The sequence below is a fragment of the Pseudoalteromonas sp. NCCP-2140 genome (genome assembly GCF_023708065.1).
In the GTDB taxonomy this organism is placed as follows: Bacteria; Pseudomonadota; Gammaproteobacteria; order Enterobacterales; family Alteromonadaceae; genus Pseudoalteromonas.
Genome location: NZ_BRCZ01000003.1, coordinates 44,369 through 60,456 on the forward strand (window position 1 = coordinate 44,369; position 16,088 = coordinate 60,456).

Annotated in this window: 13 protein-coding genes; 7 read left to right on the forward strand and 6 right to left on the reverse strand. The window is 41.8% G+C overall.

Translation table 11 applies throughout. The features are described 5' to 3' along the window. Positions 1 to 171 precede the first annotated feature (171 nt). Positions 172 to 1,245: an energy transducer TonB gene (locus NFU46_RS06855; protein WP_251600810.1), complete on the forward strand. Its 1,074-nt coding sequence runs from the start codon at positions 172 to 174 to the stop codon at positions 1,243 to 1,245. Between the two features lie 189 nt (positions 1,246 to 1,434). On the opposite strand, the gene NFU46_RS06860 is transcribed toward NFU46_RS06855, so the two are convergent. Together NFU46_RS06860 and NFU46_RS06865 are read right to left on the reverse strand one after the other, a co-directional pair. Beyond that, on the reverse strand, positions 1,435 to 1,884 hold the full coding sequence (locus NFU46_RS06860; protein ID WP_251600813.1) for a low molecular weight protein-tyrosine-phosphatase: 450 nt from the start codon (positions 1,882 to 1,884) through the stop codon (positions 1,435 to 1,437). Between the two features lie 9 nt (positions 1,885 to 1,893). Then, positions 1,894 to 2,400 carry a DUF3087 domain-containing protein gene (locus tag NFU46_RS06865; protein WP_058585678.1) on the reverse strand — a complete coding sequence of 169 codons (507 nt, stop codon included), beginning with the start codon at positions 2,398 to 2,400 and terminating at the stop codon, positions 1,894 to 1,896. 106 nt (positions 2,401 to 2,506) lie between these two features. Here NFU46_RS06865 and NFU46_RS06870 point away from each other — a divergent pair, with 106 nt between their 5' ends. The 3 genes from NFU46_RS06870 to NFU46_RS06880 are packed head-to-tail and all read left to right on the forward strand — an operon-like array spanning position 2,507 to position 4,301. Next, positions 2,507 to 3,154 (forward strand): energy transducer TonB, encoded by a 648-nt coding sequence (locus NFU46_RS06870; protein WP_062564916.1) that lies wholly within the window; start codon positions 2,507 to 2,509, stop codon positions 3,152 to 3,154. 6 nt (positions 3,155 to 3,160) lie between these two features. Then, the gene (locus NFU46_RS06875; protein ID WP_175081049.1) at positions 3,161 to 3,712 is read left to right on the forward strand and encodes an RNA polymerase sigma factor; all 552 of its coding nucleotides are present in this window, start codon (positions 3,161 to 3,163) and stop codon (positions 3,710 to 3,712) included. Next, complete coding sequence (locus tag NFU46_RS06880; RefSeq protein WP_175081048.1) at positions 3,702 to 4,301, forward strand: hypothetical protein; 600 nt, start codon at positions 3,702 to 3,704, stop codon at positions 4,299 to 4,301. The genes NFU46_RS06875 and NFU46_RS06880 overlap by 11 nt, the downstream gene beginning before the upstream one ends. Positions 4,302 to 4,587: 286 nt before the next feature. Here NFU46_RS06880 and NFU46_RS06885 read toward each other — a convergent pair whose 3' ends face one another. Further along, on the reverse strand, positions 4,588 to 5,334 hold the full coding sequence (locus NFU46_RS06885; RefSeq protein WP_175083453.1) for a hypothetical protein: 747 nt from the start codon (positions 5,332 to 5,334) through the stop codon (positions 4,588 to 4,590). A gap of 349 nt (positions 5,335 to 5,683) precedes the next feature. Here NFU46_RS06885 and NFU46_RS06890 point away from each other — a divergent pair, with 349 nt between their 5' ends. Further along, the gene (locus NFU46_RS06890) at positions 5,684 to 6,820 is read left to right on the forward strand and encodes a PQQ-dependent sugar dehydrogenase (RefSeq protein ID WP_251600817.1); all 1,137 of its coding nucleotides are present in this window, start codon (positions 5,684 to 5,686) and stop codon (positions 6,818 to 6,820) included. Between the two features lie 235 nt (positions 6,821 to 7,055). On the opposite strand, the gene NFU46_RS06895 is transcribed toward NFU46_RS06890, so the two are convergent. Both NFU46_RS06895 and pbp4b read right to left on the reverse strand, forming a co-directional pair. Continuing rightward, complete coding sequence (locus tag NFU46_RS06895; protein WP_251600819.1) at positions 7,056 to 8,432, reverse strand: Na+/H+ antiporter NhaC family protein; 1,377 nt, start codon at positions 8,430 to 8,432, stop codon at positions 7,056 to 7,058. A 94-nt stretch (positions 8,433 to 8,526) separates the two neighbouring features. After that, the gene (gene pbp4b / locus NFU46_RS06900; RefSeq protein ID WP_251600822.1) at positions 8,527 to 10,974 is read right to left on the reverse strand and encodes a penicillin binding protein PBP4B; all 2,448 of its coding nucleotides are present in this window, start codon (positions 10,972 to 10,974) and stop codon (positions 8,527 to 8,529) included. 337 nt (positions 10,975 to 11,311) lie between these two features. On the opposite strand from pbp4b, the gene NFU46_RS06905 reads away from it, so the two are divergent. After that, complete coding sequence (locus NFU46_RS06905; RefSeq protein WP_054560797.1) at positions 11,312 to 12,157, forward strand: MurR/RpiR family transcriptional regulator; 846 nt, start codon at positions 11,312 to 11,314, stop codon at positions 12,155 to 12,157. A 377-nt stretch (positions 12,158 to 12,534) separates the two neighbouring features. After that, positions 12,535 to 15,555, forward strand: coding sequence for a carboxypeptidase regulatory-like domain-containing protein (locus tag NFU46_RS06910; protein ID WP_251600825.1), 3,021 nt, complete (start codon positions 12,535 to 12,537; stop codon positions 15,553 to 15,555). A 64-nt stretch (positions 15,556 to 15,619) separates the two neighbouring features. Here the strand turns inward: NFU46_RS06910 and NFU46_RS06915 are convergent, their stop codons facing one another. Then, positions 15,620 to 16,048 (reverse strand): energy transducer TonB, encoded by a 429-nt coding sequence (locus NFU46_RS06915; RefSeq protein ID WP_251600828.1) that lies wholly within the window; start codon positions 16,046 to 16,048, stop codon positions 15,620 to 15,622. Positions 16,049 to 16,088: the final 40 nt, after the last annotated feature.

Genomic DNA, 16,088 nt, shown 5'->3' on the forward strand with positions numbered 1-16,088 from the left:
GAGCGCTTTTTCATAAGTACCTGCGACCGGTTAAGCTTAATCACCGTTTTTGCTTAAATTAAAAACAGTGATACATTAAAAATTACTAGATACCTTGCACCTAATGATGATAATAATTATCATCAACAAGTATTAATCCCCTCTTCTCTGGGCAAAATAATAAGGAATATTATGAAAAAGAGCTCACTTGCCTTATGTGTTGCATTACTATTTAGTCAGCAAGGCATTGCCAATGAAACGACCACCCAAGAATTTAACGACACCTACCGCGCTTATGTCGCTGCTGTAGAAAATAAGCAAGACAGTAGTGAGCTTGCCAAAAAAGCGTTTGAGCTTGGCAAAGAGATTTATGGCGAAAACGCCGACAACACAGCCAATCTTGCTATTAACTATGCAAACAGCCTTGCTAAAAGTGAACAAGAACAAAGCTTTGAGTTATATCGCACAGCCTACGAAATACTCGAAAAAAACCACGGCAAGCTAAGTGTGCAAGTGTATGATTCATTAATCGGCATGGCAGAATCAACTCCCTCTGCTAAGCGCGCTGATACGTATCTTGATGATGTCATTGCTATTGCTGAAAAACAAAACTCAAACAAGCTTGTTGCTGATGCAAAAATGACCGCTGCTCGTATCCTTGCTTACAAAGGAACTGGCGAGCGCTATTACACAGCAAAGGAATATCTTGAAGAAGCCGATAAGTACTACCAAGAAAACTTACCAAATAACGCTGTCGATCGTATTAGCGCTGACTTTTTAGTTGCCGCATTTGCAGAAAACCAACGTAAATACAGCACCGCTATTGAGCGATTGAATCACGTAGTTAGCGTATTTGATCAAGAGCTAGACTTTGATCATCAAACCGAATTAAACGCCCATTCGAAGTTGGTTCACTTATACGAAAAAACAGGTAAAAGCGACGAAGCAACCAAACATTGTTTAGCGATTGCGAAAATGGTGCCTTGGAAAGAAAGCCAAGAACAAGAGCCGTTGTACCGTGTGCCGCCGAAATATCCAATGTCAAAAGCACAACGTATGGAAGACGGCATTGTCGTGATGGAATTTGAAGTAACCCCGTCAGGCTTTGTAGACAACATAACTGTGGTTGACTCTGAAGGTGGTACTGCATTTGAAAGAGAAGCAGTAAAAGCAATGAAAAAATGGCGTTATGCGCCTAAGTTTGAAAATGGTCAAGCCATTACTGCAACTTCTCGGGTGCAATTAGACTTTAAAATAAAAAGATAAATAACAGGGTCGCAATGCGACCCTTTTTATACCAATTAGCTTAATTAAGTGAGCTATTTTGAGGCAAGAAAACCTCGTTGATAGCAAGGCAAAAATTTCGTTATTTAGTTGTTCTAAATCAGAAATTTTTAACGCAGATAGCGACAGGTTTAATCCCTCAAAATGATTAAGTATTATTGCGGATTGGTATTAAAACTTTTTAAGCAAGTTATCGGCTGCGTCCTCTATTAAATCGAGTACTTTTTCGAAGCCTTGATCACCACCATAATAGGGGTCGGGGATCTCGCTCTGCCCTGCGTCACCATGACTTAAAAACAGCGACAACTTATATTGTAAGTGCTCTGGGCACTGGGCTTGTAAATCAGCAAGATTTTGCTTGTCGGCTGCGAGAATTAAGTCAAACTCATGAAAATCAGCTTGAGTCACAGGTCGTGAATAGATGCCATTAAAACTATAACCGCGCTTTTCAGCTGCTGCTTTTGAGCGTGAGTCTGGTGGATTACCTTGGTGGTAACCAATGGTGCCAGCAGAATCAACTTTGACATTGACACCCAGCGCCTTGGCACGACTACGAAGTACCGCTTCAGCAGTAGGTGAGCGGCAAATATTGCCTAAGCAAACAATCAAAACCTTTTTCATTATTCGTCCTTAAAATTGCTTTAAGATTGACTCATCATAACGTTCGGCATCAAGCGAGAGATTATATTTATCTGCAACACTATCAAGCTCTGCCTGCTTAATTGCCAACTCATCCATGGTAATAGTGTTGTCATCAAGTTGCCATAACAAACGTGATCCCGCATAGCTGTAATGAATTGCTAATAAAGCATCTGCATTGCCCTCACGCCCTGCTGCTTTTAACTTAGGCATTTTACGGGTGATTTTATTCAGCGCTTTTTTAAGCTCCCACACATAGACTATTTCAGTCATGTAATCATGATTGCGGTATTTATTAAGCACAAAACCCACCAGCAAACTACACACAACAACACCTAATAGGTTCCAATGAAAATGGCTACCGCTTGGGTCAGGGAATAACGCAATTAATGTTTGTGAAATGGCTAAACTGCCAACGGCTAAAGCAATTACACAAGCAATAATTACTTGGTTTAAATGTTTACGGTAACGGGCTTTATCTATTTGAATAAGTTTCATAACAACCTAAAAAACTTGTGAAAAATAAAAAGTGAAAAAAGTTTCACCCCTTTTTTATTTGCCAGCCGTTTTAGCTATGAAAGCAATTATCCAAAGAGGAACGGCTATGCATACTTTACCACTAAACTCAGCAAGCTTGAATAACAGCAATGCTGCTTTGAAGACAACCGCAGCAATTATTGGCGGCGGTGTCATGACCTTTGCAGCATTTGCATTTATGCAGTACTTAATTTCTGCTGAGCAAAGAGCCGATGTTAAAACAGGCCCAGATATCACGGTTGAAATTTATGAAGTACCGGAAGACTCAAAAGTACAAGTAAAGCAAACACTGCCGCCACCGCCAGTTGCTAAAATGCCACCAAAAGTACCGCCACGCCCAACGATTGATACGACCGATACAGTTGTAGTAGCGGATTTAACACCAACAATGACATTCGATAACATTGGCGACACGCTTAGCAAAAGCATTAACCAACCAACAGGAGATGCAACACCAATTGTGCGTATAAACCCTAAGTACCCTCCGGTAGCAGCTCGTGATGGCATTGAAGGTTGGGTACAAATTAGCTTTAGCATTTCACCGACTGGCGAAGTGATTGACCCTGTTATTATTGATGCCGAGCCTAAACGGGTATTTGACCGTGAAGCAATTCGCGCCATTAAACGTTGGAAATATCGCCCTAAAGTAGTTGAAGGTGTGGCACAATTACAAACAAACCAAAGCGTTCAACTTGATTTTAAAATAGATGGATAACTGCCTATGCTAATGAGCATCAAGACATGGTTATTTGACAAGCCAAGCACAGATTGTTTGGCGCAGTATGCCAAAACGGGCGACAACCGTTACCTTAACCAACTCGTTGCTCAATATGGGAACGATCTTTATCACTATCTAGTTACACAGAGTGATAAAGATCTTGCCCTTGATATATGCCAGCAAACCTGGTTAAAAGTTATTGATAAACGCGACTTTTACAATGATCAAAACAACCCAAAAGCGTGGCTTTTTCGGTTAGCACGTAATTTATTAATTGATGAATTTCGTAAGCAGCAAAAGTTCGTTGAATTAGAAGACAACCAACTATTTACTGAACCTCAGGATGAAAGTTATCACTACGACTACGAAGCCTTTGATAAAGCACTTATGGCACTTAGTTTTGTACAACGTGAAGCGCTGACCTTACAACAAGAAGGCTTTAGTCTCGAAGACATTGTTGCTATCACACAAAGTAACCCAGAGACCATTAAAACTCGGCTGCGATATGCCCGTCAAAACCTGAAACAACAACTAGGAGGCCATTATGAAGCGTAACGACGAGCAACTCGATGCTGATTTAAAAGCACATTTTCAAAAACGTAAGGCAGAGCACAGCTTAAGCAGCGACGAGCTTTCACACATGCAAAAGCCACAGTCGGCAACGCCAAGACCACAGCGCTTTTTAGGCCTGCAAATGACCGGAGTATTTGCTGCTTTAGCGATTCTTGGTTTTGTCATGCTGCAATACAACAACCGCGAGTTAACCCATGTTTATGCCGTGGATTTATCGGACTATCAATGGCTTGAAGTACACGAACTCGACGCCAAAGGCAGCTATGTGAGTAACCTTAAACAACAAAAACAAAACCTAGATGCTAACTACCAACAAGCATTAGCCAATCACCAAGCCCGCACCAGCTTCACAGGCCGTCTAGTCAGTGTTGACAATGACTGGTATATCGCCGACTGCGAGCAAAATGTCATAGTACAAATTAAACAATCACTCCTTGAAGAACTACAAAAACACGGCACCCTAGATACTCATATTCACCAAGGAGACCTACTCGCCCTAGACCAAAACAAACAAGGCCAAATCATCGCACTCAAACAACTGACCCATGAAACGGAAAAGTGTACGAGTTAGCGAGCTCGTAGGTTGGGTAGAGCGTAGCGAAACCCAACACACTCAGAGCTGTCAGCTTTAAAAAAGTTAGCGAGCTACAAGGGGAAAGAGTAAAGGAGTACCGTGGGTGTGAAATTTATTTCGCGCGATGGTTCAACGAGCCATCAGCTTTCAGCCGTCAGCTATCAGATTTAAAACAAGTTAGCGGGCTACAAGAGTAAAGTTACAAGCTTTGAGTAGCAGCGGGTTTACCCCGCGTAGTCAGATGTCAGATCATTCTTCTGACATCTGATATCTAATATTAATTTCACTCCCCTACCTTCGGTAGCATGCTTTTACTAATCACTTCAAATGTATCTAGGTCTATCAGCATAGAGTAAACTTCATCGTTGTTGATAAATACAACGAATAAATTGCCCTCAGCGTTGAGGTTAGACTCTACAATGCGGTTGTAACCTGAAATAACTTCGCTGTAGTTTGAGCCATCAATCTTGCTTAGCGCGAAGGTGCGCTTATCTTTGCCATCGAGCAGTTTGTCGTTGTTGGTATCGTTTTTGATAACTTCATACGAAACTGCCTTAGGAGCATAGACTTTTTGCTCCTTGTAAGGACGAGTATCAAACTCTTTGTAATGGCTTAAAGCACCAAACTCTATGATCAACTGATCCGTTGTTTTAAATAGCCACTTGGCGTGATTGGTTTTGTCATTAAGAAACAAGATGTTCTTTGAGCGCGTAGGTCTGTATTTATAACCACCGCTAAAATTATTGTAAACTGTTACGTCAGCTTTCACCTCGATATCCAGTTTTTCTGATTCCAACGGGATAAAGTAAAAATCACTCCCCTCGACCTTATGGGGGTAACCCAGTTTCCACTTTTCTTGCTGCTTTTCATCTTCAGCTAAGTTTAGTGTTTGTTGCTGAACATGGTTATCGGACTTTAGTAAGTAAGCAACAAAGTTATACCCTATTGCTGCTGTTCCAATGATTAAGCCTAAAAGTAAAATTAGGCCGTTAACATTCCACACCCATTTAAAAAACTTTTCTGACTTCATACGACTGATTAAATCCTTTTAAGAATAAGAACTTGCTAAACTAGCAGATCTAAAACAAGTTAGCGAGCTACAAGGGGAAAGAGTAAAGCAGTACCGTAGGCGTGAAATTTATTTCGCGCGATGGTTTCCCCGAGATTCCAGACTGACGGCTGACGGCTGACGGCTGACGGCTGACGGCTGACGGCTGACGGCTGACGGCTGACGGCTGACGGCTGACGGCTGACGGCTAATACTCCGCTCTTTACCTCGCTTTTCCTACCAATAATCGCACATTGCTCTAATGTTAATAACAATTTAATGCTGAACCAGCTAGGCTAGTAACATCGTGTTTAAATATTATGGAGTTACCATGAAAAGGTCTTTGTTTAACAGTTTAATCATTGCCTCAGTTAGCTTATCGAGCTTGCAAGCGTGTGCTCAGCCGGAGCAAAAGATTCCTCTGGATGCCAGCGCTAATAGCTACAAACTAGAATTAGTAAGCGAAGGAATTCAAATTCCTTGGGGTATGGCTTGGCTTAACGAGCGTGACTTACTCGTCACCGACAGACGTGGCGAGCTTAGGTTAATTCGTGATGGCAAACTCGTTGAGCAAGCAGTTAAAGGCACACCTAAAGTACATGATGAAGGTCAAGGAGGCTTACTAGATATAGAACTTGATCCGAACTTTGCCGACAATGGTTGGATTTACTTTTCGTACTCGGGCTATGAGGGCGATGGTGAGGGTTACAATACCTCGATTATGCGTGCCCGTTTTAAAGATATGGCTCTTGTCGATCAGCAATTATTGTTTGATGGCGAGCCAAATATTGAAACAACAAAACACTATGGTTCGCGTATTGAGTTCGACAAAGAAGGTTACTTGTACTTCTCAATTGGCGACCGTGGCAAAAGAGACGTTCACCCACAAAGCTTAGACTATGATGCTGGCAAAATTCACCGTATCAATAGCGATGGCTCTATCCCTAAATCAAACCCGTTTTATAACCATAAAACAACTCACAAAAGTATTTATTCGTATGGACACCGTAACCCACAAGGTATGGCAATGCACCCAGAAACGGGAGTTATTTGGAGCCATGAACATGGCCCACGTGGCGGCGATGAAATCAACATAGTTAAAGCAGGTGCAAACTATGGTTGGCCTGAGATCACTTATGGGATCAACTACATTGGTACAAAAATTACCGACGAAACCAGTCGCGAGGGAATGGAACAACCTGATTGGTATTGGGTGCCTTCAATTGCTCCTTCTGGAATGGAATTTATCACCAGCGATAAATACCCACAGTGGCAAGGCCAAATTGCCGTAGGTTCGATGAAGTTTGGCCACCTTGTTTTGGTGAAACTTGATGGTGACAAAGTAACAGGCCACAGCAAGGTATTTGAAGGTGTAGGTCGCGTTCGTAGCCTAGCCACTCACCCTAATGGTGATTTATATCTTGGTGTTGATGGTGTCGGTGTTTATAAGGTTGTACCGAAATTGTAGGTTGGGTAGAGCGAAGCGAAACCCAACGAGTTAGCGAGTTAGCGAGTTACAAGGGGAAAGAGTAAATGAATACCGTAGGCGTGAAATTTATTTCGCGCGATGGTTTCTGACGGCTGACGGCTGACGGCTGACGGCTATCAGACTTGAATATGCAAGTCATCGAAATTCAAGCAATAAAAAAACCACAGACTTCTCTGTGGTTTTTTACTTATAACTTACAGCTTACAGCTATTACTTATAAAACAATAATACTCGTTACAAGGTAAGCAATGAAGGTTAATGCGCCGCCGAATAAAGCGTATGGCATTTGGGTTTTTACGTGAGTTAATAAATCACACCCTGATGCAATAGCCGATACCGCACTGGTATCTGAGATTGGCGAGCAGTGATCGCCAAACACACCACCACCTAAAATAGCAGCAATAACCAATGAAGGTGGTAAACCTAAAGCTTGAATGAGCGGTACACCAATTGGAATAAGTATTGCGAAAGTGCCCCATGAGGTACCTGTGGTAAATGAAATAACCGCACCTGTAATAAATAGCACTGGCACAACTAAATAAATTGGTAAGAAATCACCTACTAGGCCTGCTACAAACACACCGGTACCAAGGTCTTTCAAGCTCGCGCCTAACGTGAGTGATAGCAATACAATAGACACTAATGGCAGTAACTCGCCCATTCCTTTAAAGCCAATATCTACCAGCTTATGGTGTGTAAATTCACGCGAGCTAATCATTAAGAAGTAAGCTACAACACAAGCTAAAATAGTTGCGTACAGCACTGATTTAGAACCACTACCGCTGGCAATATCGCCATCGCCAGTCCAGAACATAAAGCCAACCATACTACCAATTAAGGTAATTAGAGGCACAAGCATGTAACGTGCTTTTGAACCTTTCACTTCTTCTGTAAGTTCGGTTTCTTGTTGCTCTAGGTTTTCTTCTGCTTGCTTTAATGGGCCATGTACCTTGTCAAAGGTGATGGTGTAGAACACGATAAGTAAAGTGATAATGGCGTAAAAGTTATAACCAATACTGCCCCACAACACCGATACCGCAGACTCTTCCATTTCGTAGTTGCCAAGAAGGCCGAGCACATAGGCGCCCCATCCATTTAGCAAGATTAAAATACACACAGGTGCGCTGGTACTATCGATAATGTAAGCAAGGCGTGCTCGGCTCATTTTGAACTTATCGAATAAACCACGCGATAAAATTCCCGAGGTTAATACGCTTAAGTTCGATTCAATGAATACCGCAATACCTGAGAACATGGTTAAGTAGCCCACTTGGCGCTTACTTTTAGCAACCCCTTTGTTCATCAGCAAATTAACCGTAGCGGCTACACCGCCAGATTCACGAATATAGGCAAGTAAAGCACCGATTAAGATACTAAAAATAAGTATGCGGCTATTACCAGGAGAGCTGGCAACTTCAACGACTCGCTCAATAGTGTTGATAAAGGTGAAAAACAAGGTATTACCTTCACCATTCAGAGCAAGTAGAAACTCAGACGACGCAACCGCGACCAATAACGCCATGATCACTTCTTTGCGCCAAAACACAATTAAGATAGCAATCAAGGGTGGTAAAATTGAATACCAAGACATAAAAACCCTTTTAAATTAAGAACAACATTTTATTTTTATTATGCGAAAACTCGCTAAGCTTAATGGCTTTGCCACCAAACTCAACTTAATTCGACTAGTGATTTAATATACTCTCATAAATCAGTGAGATAATAGAGCCATACTTACCTGTTTCGAAACGCTTGCCGACAAACTGGTAATTTTCTTGTGAACCTTCAATCGGTGTATGACGGGCATTGGTTAATAGCACAATAGCAAGGTCATATTCTGGGTCAATAACGGTCACGGTGCCTGTCCAGCCGGTATGACCAAAAGCCCGCGGGCTGGCATAAGGGCCAAAATGCCATTTACGTGCTTGATGCCCCGCGCGTCGCCAACCTAAACCATAGGTCTCATCACTTGCTTGGGAGTTAGTGAATTGCTCAAGTACTTGTGGCGTAAAAATTTGCTTGTTGTCGTAGCCGCCACCATTGAGTAGTACCTGCATAAGCACAGACAAATCACCGGCGGTACTAAAAAGCCCTGCATGCCCCGCTACACCACCTAAAGCATAAAATGCTTTTTCATCATGTACTTCACCTTGCAGTACATCGGTTCGAATATTTTCAAACTCGATGCGACCACCTCGGGTATTGCCGTTAATCTCAGTGGCAGCAATTTGCGAAGCTAAAAAACCTTTCTGTAATGGATTATAAACCGTATGTGTTAAACCAAGTGGCTGATAAATTTGGCTTTCTACATAGGTATCGAGCGCCATACCACTAATACGCTCTACCAGTACACCAAGCAACATATAATCGATATCAGAATATAGGTGTTTTACGTTACGACCAGCCACAAAAGGGACGCCAGTTAATAGCAGGTTTTTAGTACGCAGGCTGTTTTGAGAAAAAAAGCGCTCACCAAATTTATTGTCTTTACGATGAAAATCAACCACCGCAGGATAACCCGCACTGTGGGTGAGTAAATCTTTTACTAAACGCTGTTCACGGCCGCTGCCCCTAAATTCTGGTAGGTAATAAAACAGTGGCTTTTCTACGTCGAGTTTCCCTTCACTGGCAAGCTTCATCAGCGCAAAGTTAGTGGCAAACATTTTTGAGTTTGAAGCTATATCAAACAAGGTATCGTTTTGCATGGCTTGTGGGCTTGTAAGCTCACTGCCATCAGCATGATACTTTTTAGCCGCGCCATAATGGCTTAGTTTAATCAACTTGCCATCTTTAACAACGGCGAGTACCGCGCCCGGAAAGCCCTCTTTAATCTCTTGATTAATTAATTCATCAACGGCACTAAAGCGCTTTTGAGTGCTGTTTTTATCAAGCGTTGGGTAAGGAAAACGTAAGGTTAAGCTTGCCCCTTCAGGCAATACATTTTCTACTTTATAGGTGTTAATTCCATCATGGGTGCGTTTAGCCAAACTGTATTGATATATTTTTTCGGCTGTTAATGGCGAAGCAATATTAATTTTTTCACCATTTATGAAAATATCAGCACTGGTTGCATCTTGGTTTTCAATGATGATCTCACCGCGACCTTTATAGGCTGTAAATGTGCCTCGGTCGTTAACAAGCGCGCGACTACTTGGATCAAGCGCTGGTATACGCGCTATCACTTGTGCATTAGCCAGTGTTTTTGGCGCTGGCTCAACGGCTTGCTGTTGCTGCTGATATTCTTGAAATAACCGCCCTAGCTTTTTAGGAAAATACTTATCTAGTAATGCAAATAGCACTGCAGCACTTCTTGCATCACTATTCCCACTGACATGCCAAGGCAAAAAGTGCATTTGAAAGGCACTAAGGGCATCTAGCGTTTGCGAATCAAGTTGACCCGTTGCAATCACCTCATAGCCGTAACTGCGTAATGCTTTTTGCATTAATTCAACTGAAGGTTTTGATGCACTAAATAGCTGCCAATATTTATCAACGGTGTCGCTTTCATACCATGCACCGATACCTGCTTTATACAGTTGATACCAAGGAAAACGCGGACCTGGGTCGTTCTTACGGCTTGGGGCAATATCAGAATGGCCAATCACTTGAGTTGGGCCAATATCAGGATTACGGGCAAGAATATCTTTACTAAGTTTTATTAGTAGCTCTATTTGCTTGGCATCATAGTCTGGAAAAATACATAACTTACTGGCGTCATTTTCCATCGCAAGGTTTGCTTGCTCAGGAATATGACAGGTTGGTACATTAACAATTTCAATACCAATAGAATGATCATTTAAATCTTCGCGGCCTTGCCAAAAACTGCGTCCGGCGTGCCATGCTCTATCTTTCTCATCAACCAGCTGAATAATTTCTAAATCGTCTTTTGGATAACTAGGATCGCCTGATTCTGGTAATAAATAATGTGAACTTAAGCCCCCTTCATCCACGAGCGCACGCATTGATTTTTCGTAATCAATGGCGGTGTAATGCATCACTAAGAACTTAACACGATGACTGTAATTAGCTGATTGTGTATAGGTATATGGATTACTGGCACAGCTTACTAATAATGCCGCACTACTTAGATAACACAGCTGTTTAAGTAATGTTTTCAAAGGGGTAAAACTCATAACAGATTCATACCTGATGATTTAAGCGTTGACGATTCTCAGCAATACAGTAGCAACACCCACTTAACATGTAAAATATTTTATTTTACAATTAAAGAATAAAAAGCATACATTATCGCTAAGTTACTAAAAATAGAGCTATCTCAATAATTAGAGTTGTATCTATTATGGAATAAAACTATATTATTCCATCTAAATTAAGAAAAATATTCCAAACTTAGGTCTGCTAAAACAAAAATAAGTCGTCGTGTTAAGCAAACAATGCGCCCAAGCCCTGTGTTTATAATAGAACCATCGCTTTGCGCTTTGACTAAGTTAAGCAAACAAAGTGAGCCCTATGTCTACTTTTGTAAAAATTAAAGCCTTACGCCAATCTCTATCGAGCAGCGAAGCTAAGCTTGCTGACTTTACGTTAAATTCAGCGAATGCCATTCGTAATTTATCATCGGTTGAACTAGCAAAAGTGGTTGGTGTAAGCCAATCAAGTGTGGTGAAGTTTTCGCAAAAGTTAGGTTATAAAGGCTTCCCTGCTTTTAAACTTGCGGTAATTGATGCACTTAACGATGAAAGCAGCGAACCTAAGCTACATGGCAAGATCACTCTGAATGACTCGCTAGAGCAAATCGCCGAAAAACTATTAAGCAGTAAATTGGCGGTGTTAACCGAAACCAAAAACCTCAACGAAGCACCAGCTGTCGAAAAAGCGGTAGAGCTATTAAAATCTGCAAAGCGCATTTTAATTTGTGGTTTAGGTGGCTCAGCACTGGTCGCAAAAGATTTTTCTTATAAATTACAAAAACTCGGTATGCCAGCTATTGCAGAGCCAGATGGCCATGCACAACTTGCGTATGTTGCGACGTTTTCAAAAGGTGATTTGGTTATCGCGATAAGTGAGTCAGGTATGACTCGCGAAATTGCCGAAGTTGTTAAACAAGCTAAGAAAAACTCAAGCTCGGTGATCTCAGTGACTAAATTTGGTAGTAGCCTTGTTGCTGACTCAGCTGATGTAAAACTTTATTCGGTTGCTGAAGGCGAGTCTGTACGTTTATCGTCAATCTTAGCGCGTACGGCACAAGATTTTGTCATTGATATTTTGTTTATTGCTCTAACACAGTCAAGCCGCCAAGGTCGTAAGTTACTAGAACATTCTAATGAAGTTGTTGGCGAATTTAAGAATAACTAATTTCTTCAATAAGGTTATATAAATACTTTAAAGCAGCTCAGGCTGCTTTTTTTATGCATAATTTAGGATGTAGTTTAACAACCCCCTTTCTCCTCTAAACTACCAAACAATTGCGATAAGCGACTGACTTTAAAATCATAATTTCTTACAAAATTGTACTAAGAATAAATTAGCACCCCGTTAAAGCAAGTCATTACTGATCTTTACCTAAAATCGGTTATATATTTTATTCCTAAAAACCAACCTTTAAATGAAAAAATATTCTTGACCAACTTAAATAACACCTGTTTAATATATGGGCAACATAATTTTAAAGTTCATAAGTCTCAATTGGGTAAGTAGTCCAGCAAAGCATATAAATATAAGGACGGGAAACAATGAAACAACATGCATCCACACTCGCAATGAGCTATATAGCGAAAGCGACTAGCAATGCACTTCGCGCAAAGAAAACAGCCTTTACAGGTGTTGTTATGGCCGCGGCGTTAGCCAGCGCGCCAGCCTTTGCAAATCTAACCGGGGGTATCAAAGGTAAAGTATCATCACCAGAAGCACAGCAGTCACTGGCGGGGATCACAGTAACAGCAAAAAGTAATGTGATGCCAAAACCACGTACCGTTGTTACGCGAGAAGACGGCAGCTACGACTTACCACAATTAAAACCGGGTACTTATGAACTGACCTTCACCGATAAAAACGGTGTAACTCAAACCATGACTGTGGATGTTTTACTTGAACAAACTTCGAGCCTAAACGTCACTATGGGTGGTGCTAACGAAAACGTTGAAGTCATCACGGTTACCGGCAGTAAATTATTCCGCCAAGGTAAGTCTGCACTGACTAACTCACTTGGTGAAGAAGCAATCAATAGCGTACCAGTTGGTCAAGATTACCGTGACCTATTAAAACTTGTACCGGGTGTTGAGCTTTCAGAAAACTTAACGCTAGGCCCATCAGCCGGTGGTTCAGGTGTTGATAACTCGTACGGCTTTGACGGTGTTGATGTATCTTTACCTATGTTTGGTAACCTAGCATCAGAGCCATCAACCCATGACGTTGCTTACGTAACTATGGATCGTGGTGGTGCAAAAGCCGTTGGTTTTAATCGCTCAGGCGGTTTCTCAATCAACACAGTATCAAAATCGGGTACTGACGAATTCCACGGTAATGTTGAATACAAAGTTCAACCTAAGAGTTTAGTGGCAACACCAACAGGCCAAGAAAGCTATGAGCTAGATAAAAGCTGGCTTACAGCTAGTTTAGGCGGCCCGCTTATTGAAGATACCTTGTATTTTTATACTTCTTACTACCGCCCAGAAGAAGAGCGTACCAATAAAGATACTGCCTATGGTGCTGTAAAAGACTATAAGAGTGTTCGTGATGAGTACTTTGGTAAATTAACTTGGGCGCCTACTGATGATATTTTACTTAATATTTCACAGCGTACTTCAGAGAAAACAGTTGAAGGCCGTTCTGTTGGTGCTTACGAGGCTGATAGTGTTTCTGTAGGTGATACAGCTGATCAAGATATCTTTACTTTAGATGGTTCGTGGCTCTTAGGTGATGCAACAACTCTTTCATTTCAATACAGTAAGTTAGAGCTAGAAACCGCAGGTAGGCCAGATACTGAATTATCAGTAATGCCTTCATTAACGAGCCAGCTTGACTTAAGTAACCTAACAGAAATGGGTTATTTCAGTGTACCTAGCTTATTAGATGCTGATGATAACTACACAGCAGAGCAGATTGCGGCATATAATGCAGGAGCAGCACCACTAATTGCACAATACGGTTATACCGAAGATGGTGAAATGCGAGGCGGCGGTGGTGTTGGCGCTTACTCTCGATACGATAATATCGACTTTTACCGTGATAGCTTTGAATTAAACCTAGAGCATGAATTTAGCTGGGGCGATACTTACCACACGTTACATGTCGGTGGTGAGTGGAAAGAAGGTAAAGAAGTACTGTCTCGCCTTTCGAACGGTTGGGGAACTATCTCTTACATTGGCGGCCTCGATGAAAGCTTAGAAGAAGGCAGCTCTGCGCCAGTTATTTACCGTGCTCGCGTACAACAAATGAGCTTAGTAGCAGGTGGAGAGGCGGTTTCTGCTATTAATTCAGAAATGGAAACACTGAACTTTGAAATCAACGACACCATTGAAGTAGGTGATTGGACTTACAATGTGGGTGTACTTGTAAGCCGCGATACTTGGTATGGTCAAGGTCTTAAATCGGCTTCTGGCACGTTATCTGGTTATGAATTAGCACCAGGCGAAAAATACAAAATGTACCAAACAGATTGGTCAGATATGATCCAGCCTCGTTTAGGTGTGAATTGGAACTACGCTGATCAAGACGCCATATTCGCTAACTTCTCAATGTATAACCCTGAAGCAAGCTCATTAGCGCGTGCTGCATCTTGGGACCGTAATACTCGTGCCGAAATCGAAGTTGAATTTGATGAAGCTGGCAACGTAATTTACGCTGAACCGCGTCAAGGTTCATCAGGTAAAGTATTTGCTGATAACTTAAAGCCTCGCCAAATCAAAGAGTTTACACTTGGTACCACTAAATATGTGGGTTCTGATTTAGTATTACGTGCTCATGTTCGTCACCGTAAGGCATCGCATTTCTGGGAAGATATGCCAAACAATGCACGCTTAACTGACTACTCTGGCGTTGATGCTGATGGCGTACCACAACATATTGCAGATAAAGGTTTATATGTAGATAACCTAGATGAAATCCGTGATGAAATTGGCGGTTCATCTTATGTTATTGCCGAAGTAGATGGCGGCGAAACCAAGTACTGGGAAGCTAGTATCGAAGCTGAATATCTAGGTGAAAACAGCTACATCAATGCCTCTTATGTTTGGAGCCATTACTACGGTAACTTCGACCAAGATAACACCACAGCAACAACAGATGCTAATACCTTCATTGGTTCATCAAACTATGGCGATGGCCGTGGCCGTTACCCTTGGGATTACAAATACGGTACATTATCAGGTGATAAGCCGCATAAAGTAAAAGTGTATGGTTATTACACTGTGCCATGGGATGCGAACATCGGTGCATACTTTGTGTTCCAGTCGGGTAAACCTTGGGAAGCATGGGATGGTTCAATCTACGGTTACTCAAGTGGTACCACACGTTACAGCGAGCCTGCAGGTAGTCGCCGTAGCCCAAGCCACTGGCAACTTGACTTAAACTACACCCAAGACTTTAAGTTCTCAGGTGACATGGAATTACAATTCCGCGCTGATATCTTCAACGTATTTGACCGTCAAACAGGTTATAACAATAACCCTTATGTCTCGTCAGAAACCTTTGGTGAGTATCGCAACTACTACAGTCCACGTCGCGTGCAGCTGTCGTTTAACTTTAAGTTCTAAGTTTATCAATCCTGTTGGGGGCCGCTATTGCGGCCCTTTTTTATGCCTTAAAAACAGTAAAAACTTAAATTGTACAAAATGCTTTTGCGGCATCCATATTACTCGCTTCTTTCATAAAGTAGTCGAGTTGCACAGTTCGAATAATTGCTCTCGATTCGCTGTTACTTTCCCTTGCCTGCCAGTGCCAAGCTTTAAGCGACTCTCGCGACACATCGACAAATAGTCCTTCTGGGAAGCTCTCTACAAAACGGATATCGGTGGTATTGCCTTGTTTATCAATAGTAATAATAAAGCGCGCACAGCCCGTCTGCTTAGATATTAAAGCTGCTTTAGGGTAACTGGGCTTTGTTGCATGTTTAAGTGTCCACAGCTGCTCTGCTGCGTTTTTATCATCACGAAGATCGAGTACATCAGTTGAGTTAGTTGTTGTAGTGTTTGGGAGTTGTGAACAGCCAGCGAGTAATGCAAATACGGCAATTAAATGAACTTTCATGCTATATCCTTACAAATCAAGCTCCTTAATATAACACAGC

Excerpts from the sequence above, each read along its gene's own strand:
- NFU46_RS06855 (WP_251600810.1), top strand. The coding sequence starts at position 172 with ATGAAAAAGAGCTCACTTGCCTTATGTGTTGCATTACTATTTAGTCAG.
- NFU46_RS06860 (WP_251600813.1), bottom strand. The coding sequence starts at position 1,884 with ATGAAAAAGGTTTTGATTGTTTGCTTAGGCAATATTTGCCGCTCACCT.
- NFU46_RS06865 (WP_058585678.1), bottom strand. The coding sequence starts at position 2,400 with ATGAAACTTATTCAAATAGATAAAGCCCGTTACCGTAAACATTTAAAC.
- NFU46_RS06870 (WP_062564916.1), top strand. The coding sequence starts at position 2,507 with ATGCATACTTTACCACTAAACTCAGCAAGCTTGAATAACAGCAATGCT.
- NFU46_RS06875 (WP_175081049.1), top strand. The coding sequence starts at position 3,161 with ATGCTAATGAGCATCAAGACATGGTTATTTGACAAGCCAAGCACAGAT.
- NFU46_RS06880 (WP_175081048.1), top strand. The coding sequence starts at position 3,702 with ATGAAGCGTAACGACGAGCAACTCGATGCTGATTTAAAAGCACATTTT.
- NFU46_RS06885 (WP_175083453.1), bottom strand. The coding sequence starts at position 5,334 with ATGAAGTCAGAAAAGTTTTTTAAATGGGTGTGGAATGTTAACGGCCTA.
- NFU46_RS06890 (WP_251600817.1), top strand. The coding sequence starts at position 5,684 with ATGAAAAGGTCTTTGTTTAACAGTTTAATCATTGCCTCAGTTAGCTTA.
- NFU46_RS06895 (WP_251600819.1), bottom strand. The coding sequence starts at position 8,432 with ATGTCTTGGTATTCAATTTTACCACCCTTGATTGCTATCTTAATTGTG.
- pbp4b (WP_251600822.1), bottom strand. The coding sequence starts at position 10,974 with ATGAGTTTTACCCCTTTGAAAACATTACTTAAACAGCTGTGTTATCTA.
- NFU46_RS06905 (WP_054560797.1), top strand. The coding sequence starts at position 11,312 with ATGTCTACTTTTGTAAAAATTAAAGCCTTACGCCAATCTCTATCGAGC.
- NFU46_RS06910 (WP_251600825.1), top strand. The coding sequence starts at position 12,535 with ATGAAACAACATGCATCCACACTCGCAATGAGCTATATAGCGAAAGCG.
- NFU46_RS06915 (WP_251600828.1), bottom strand. The coding sequence starts at position 16,048 with ATGAAAGTTCATTTAATTGCCGTATTTGCATTACTCGCTGGCTGTTCA.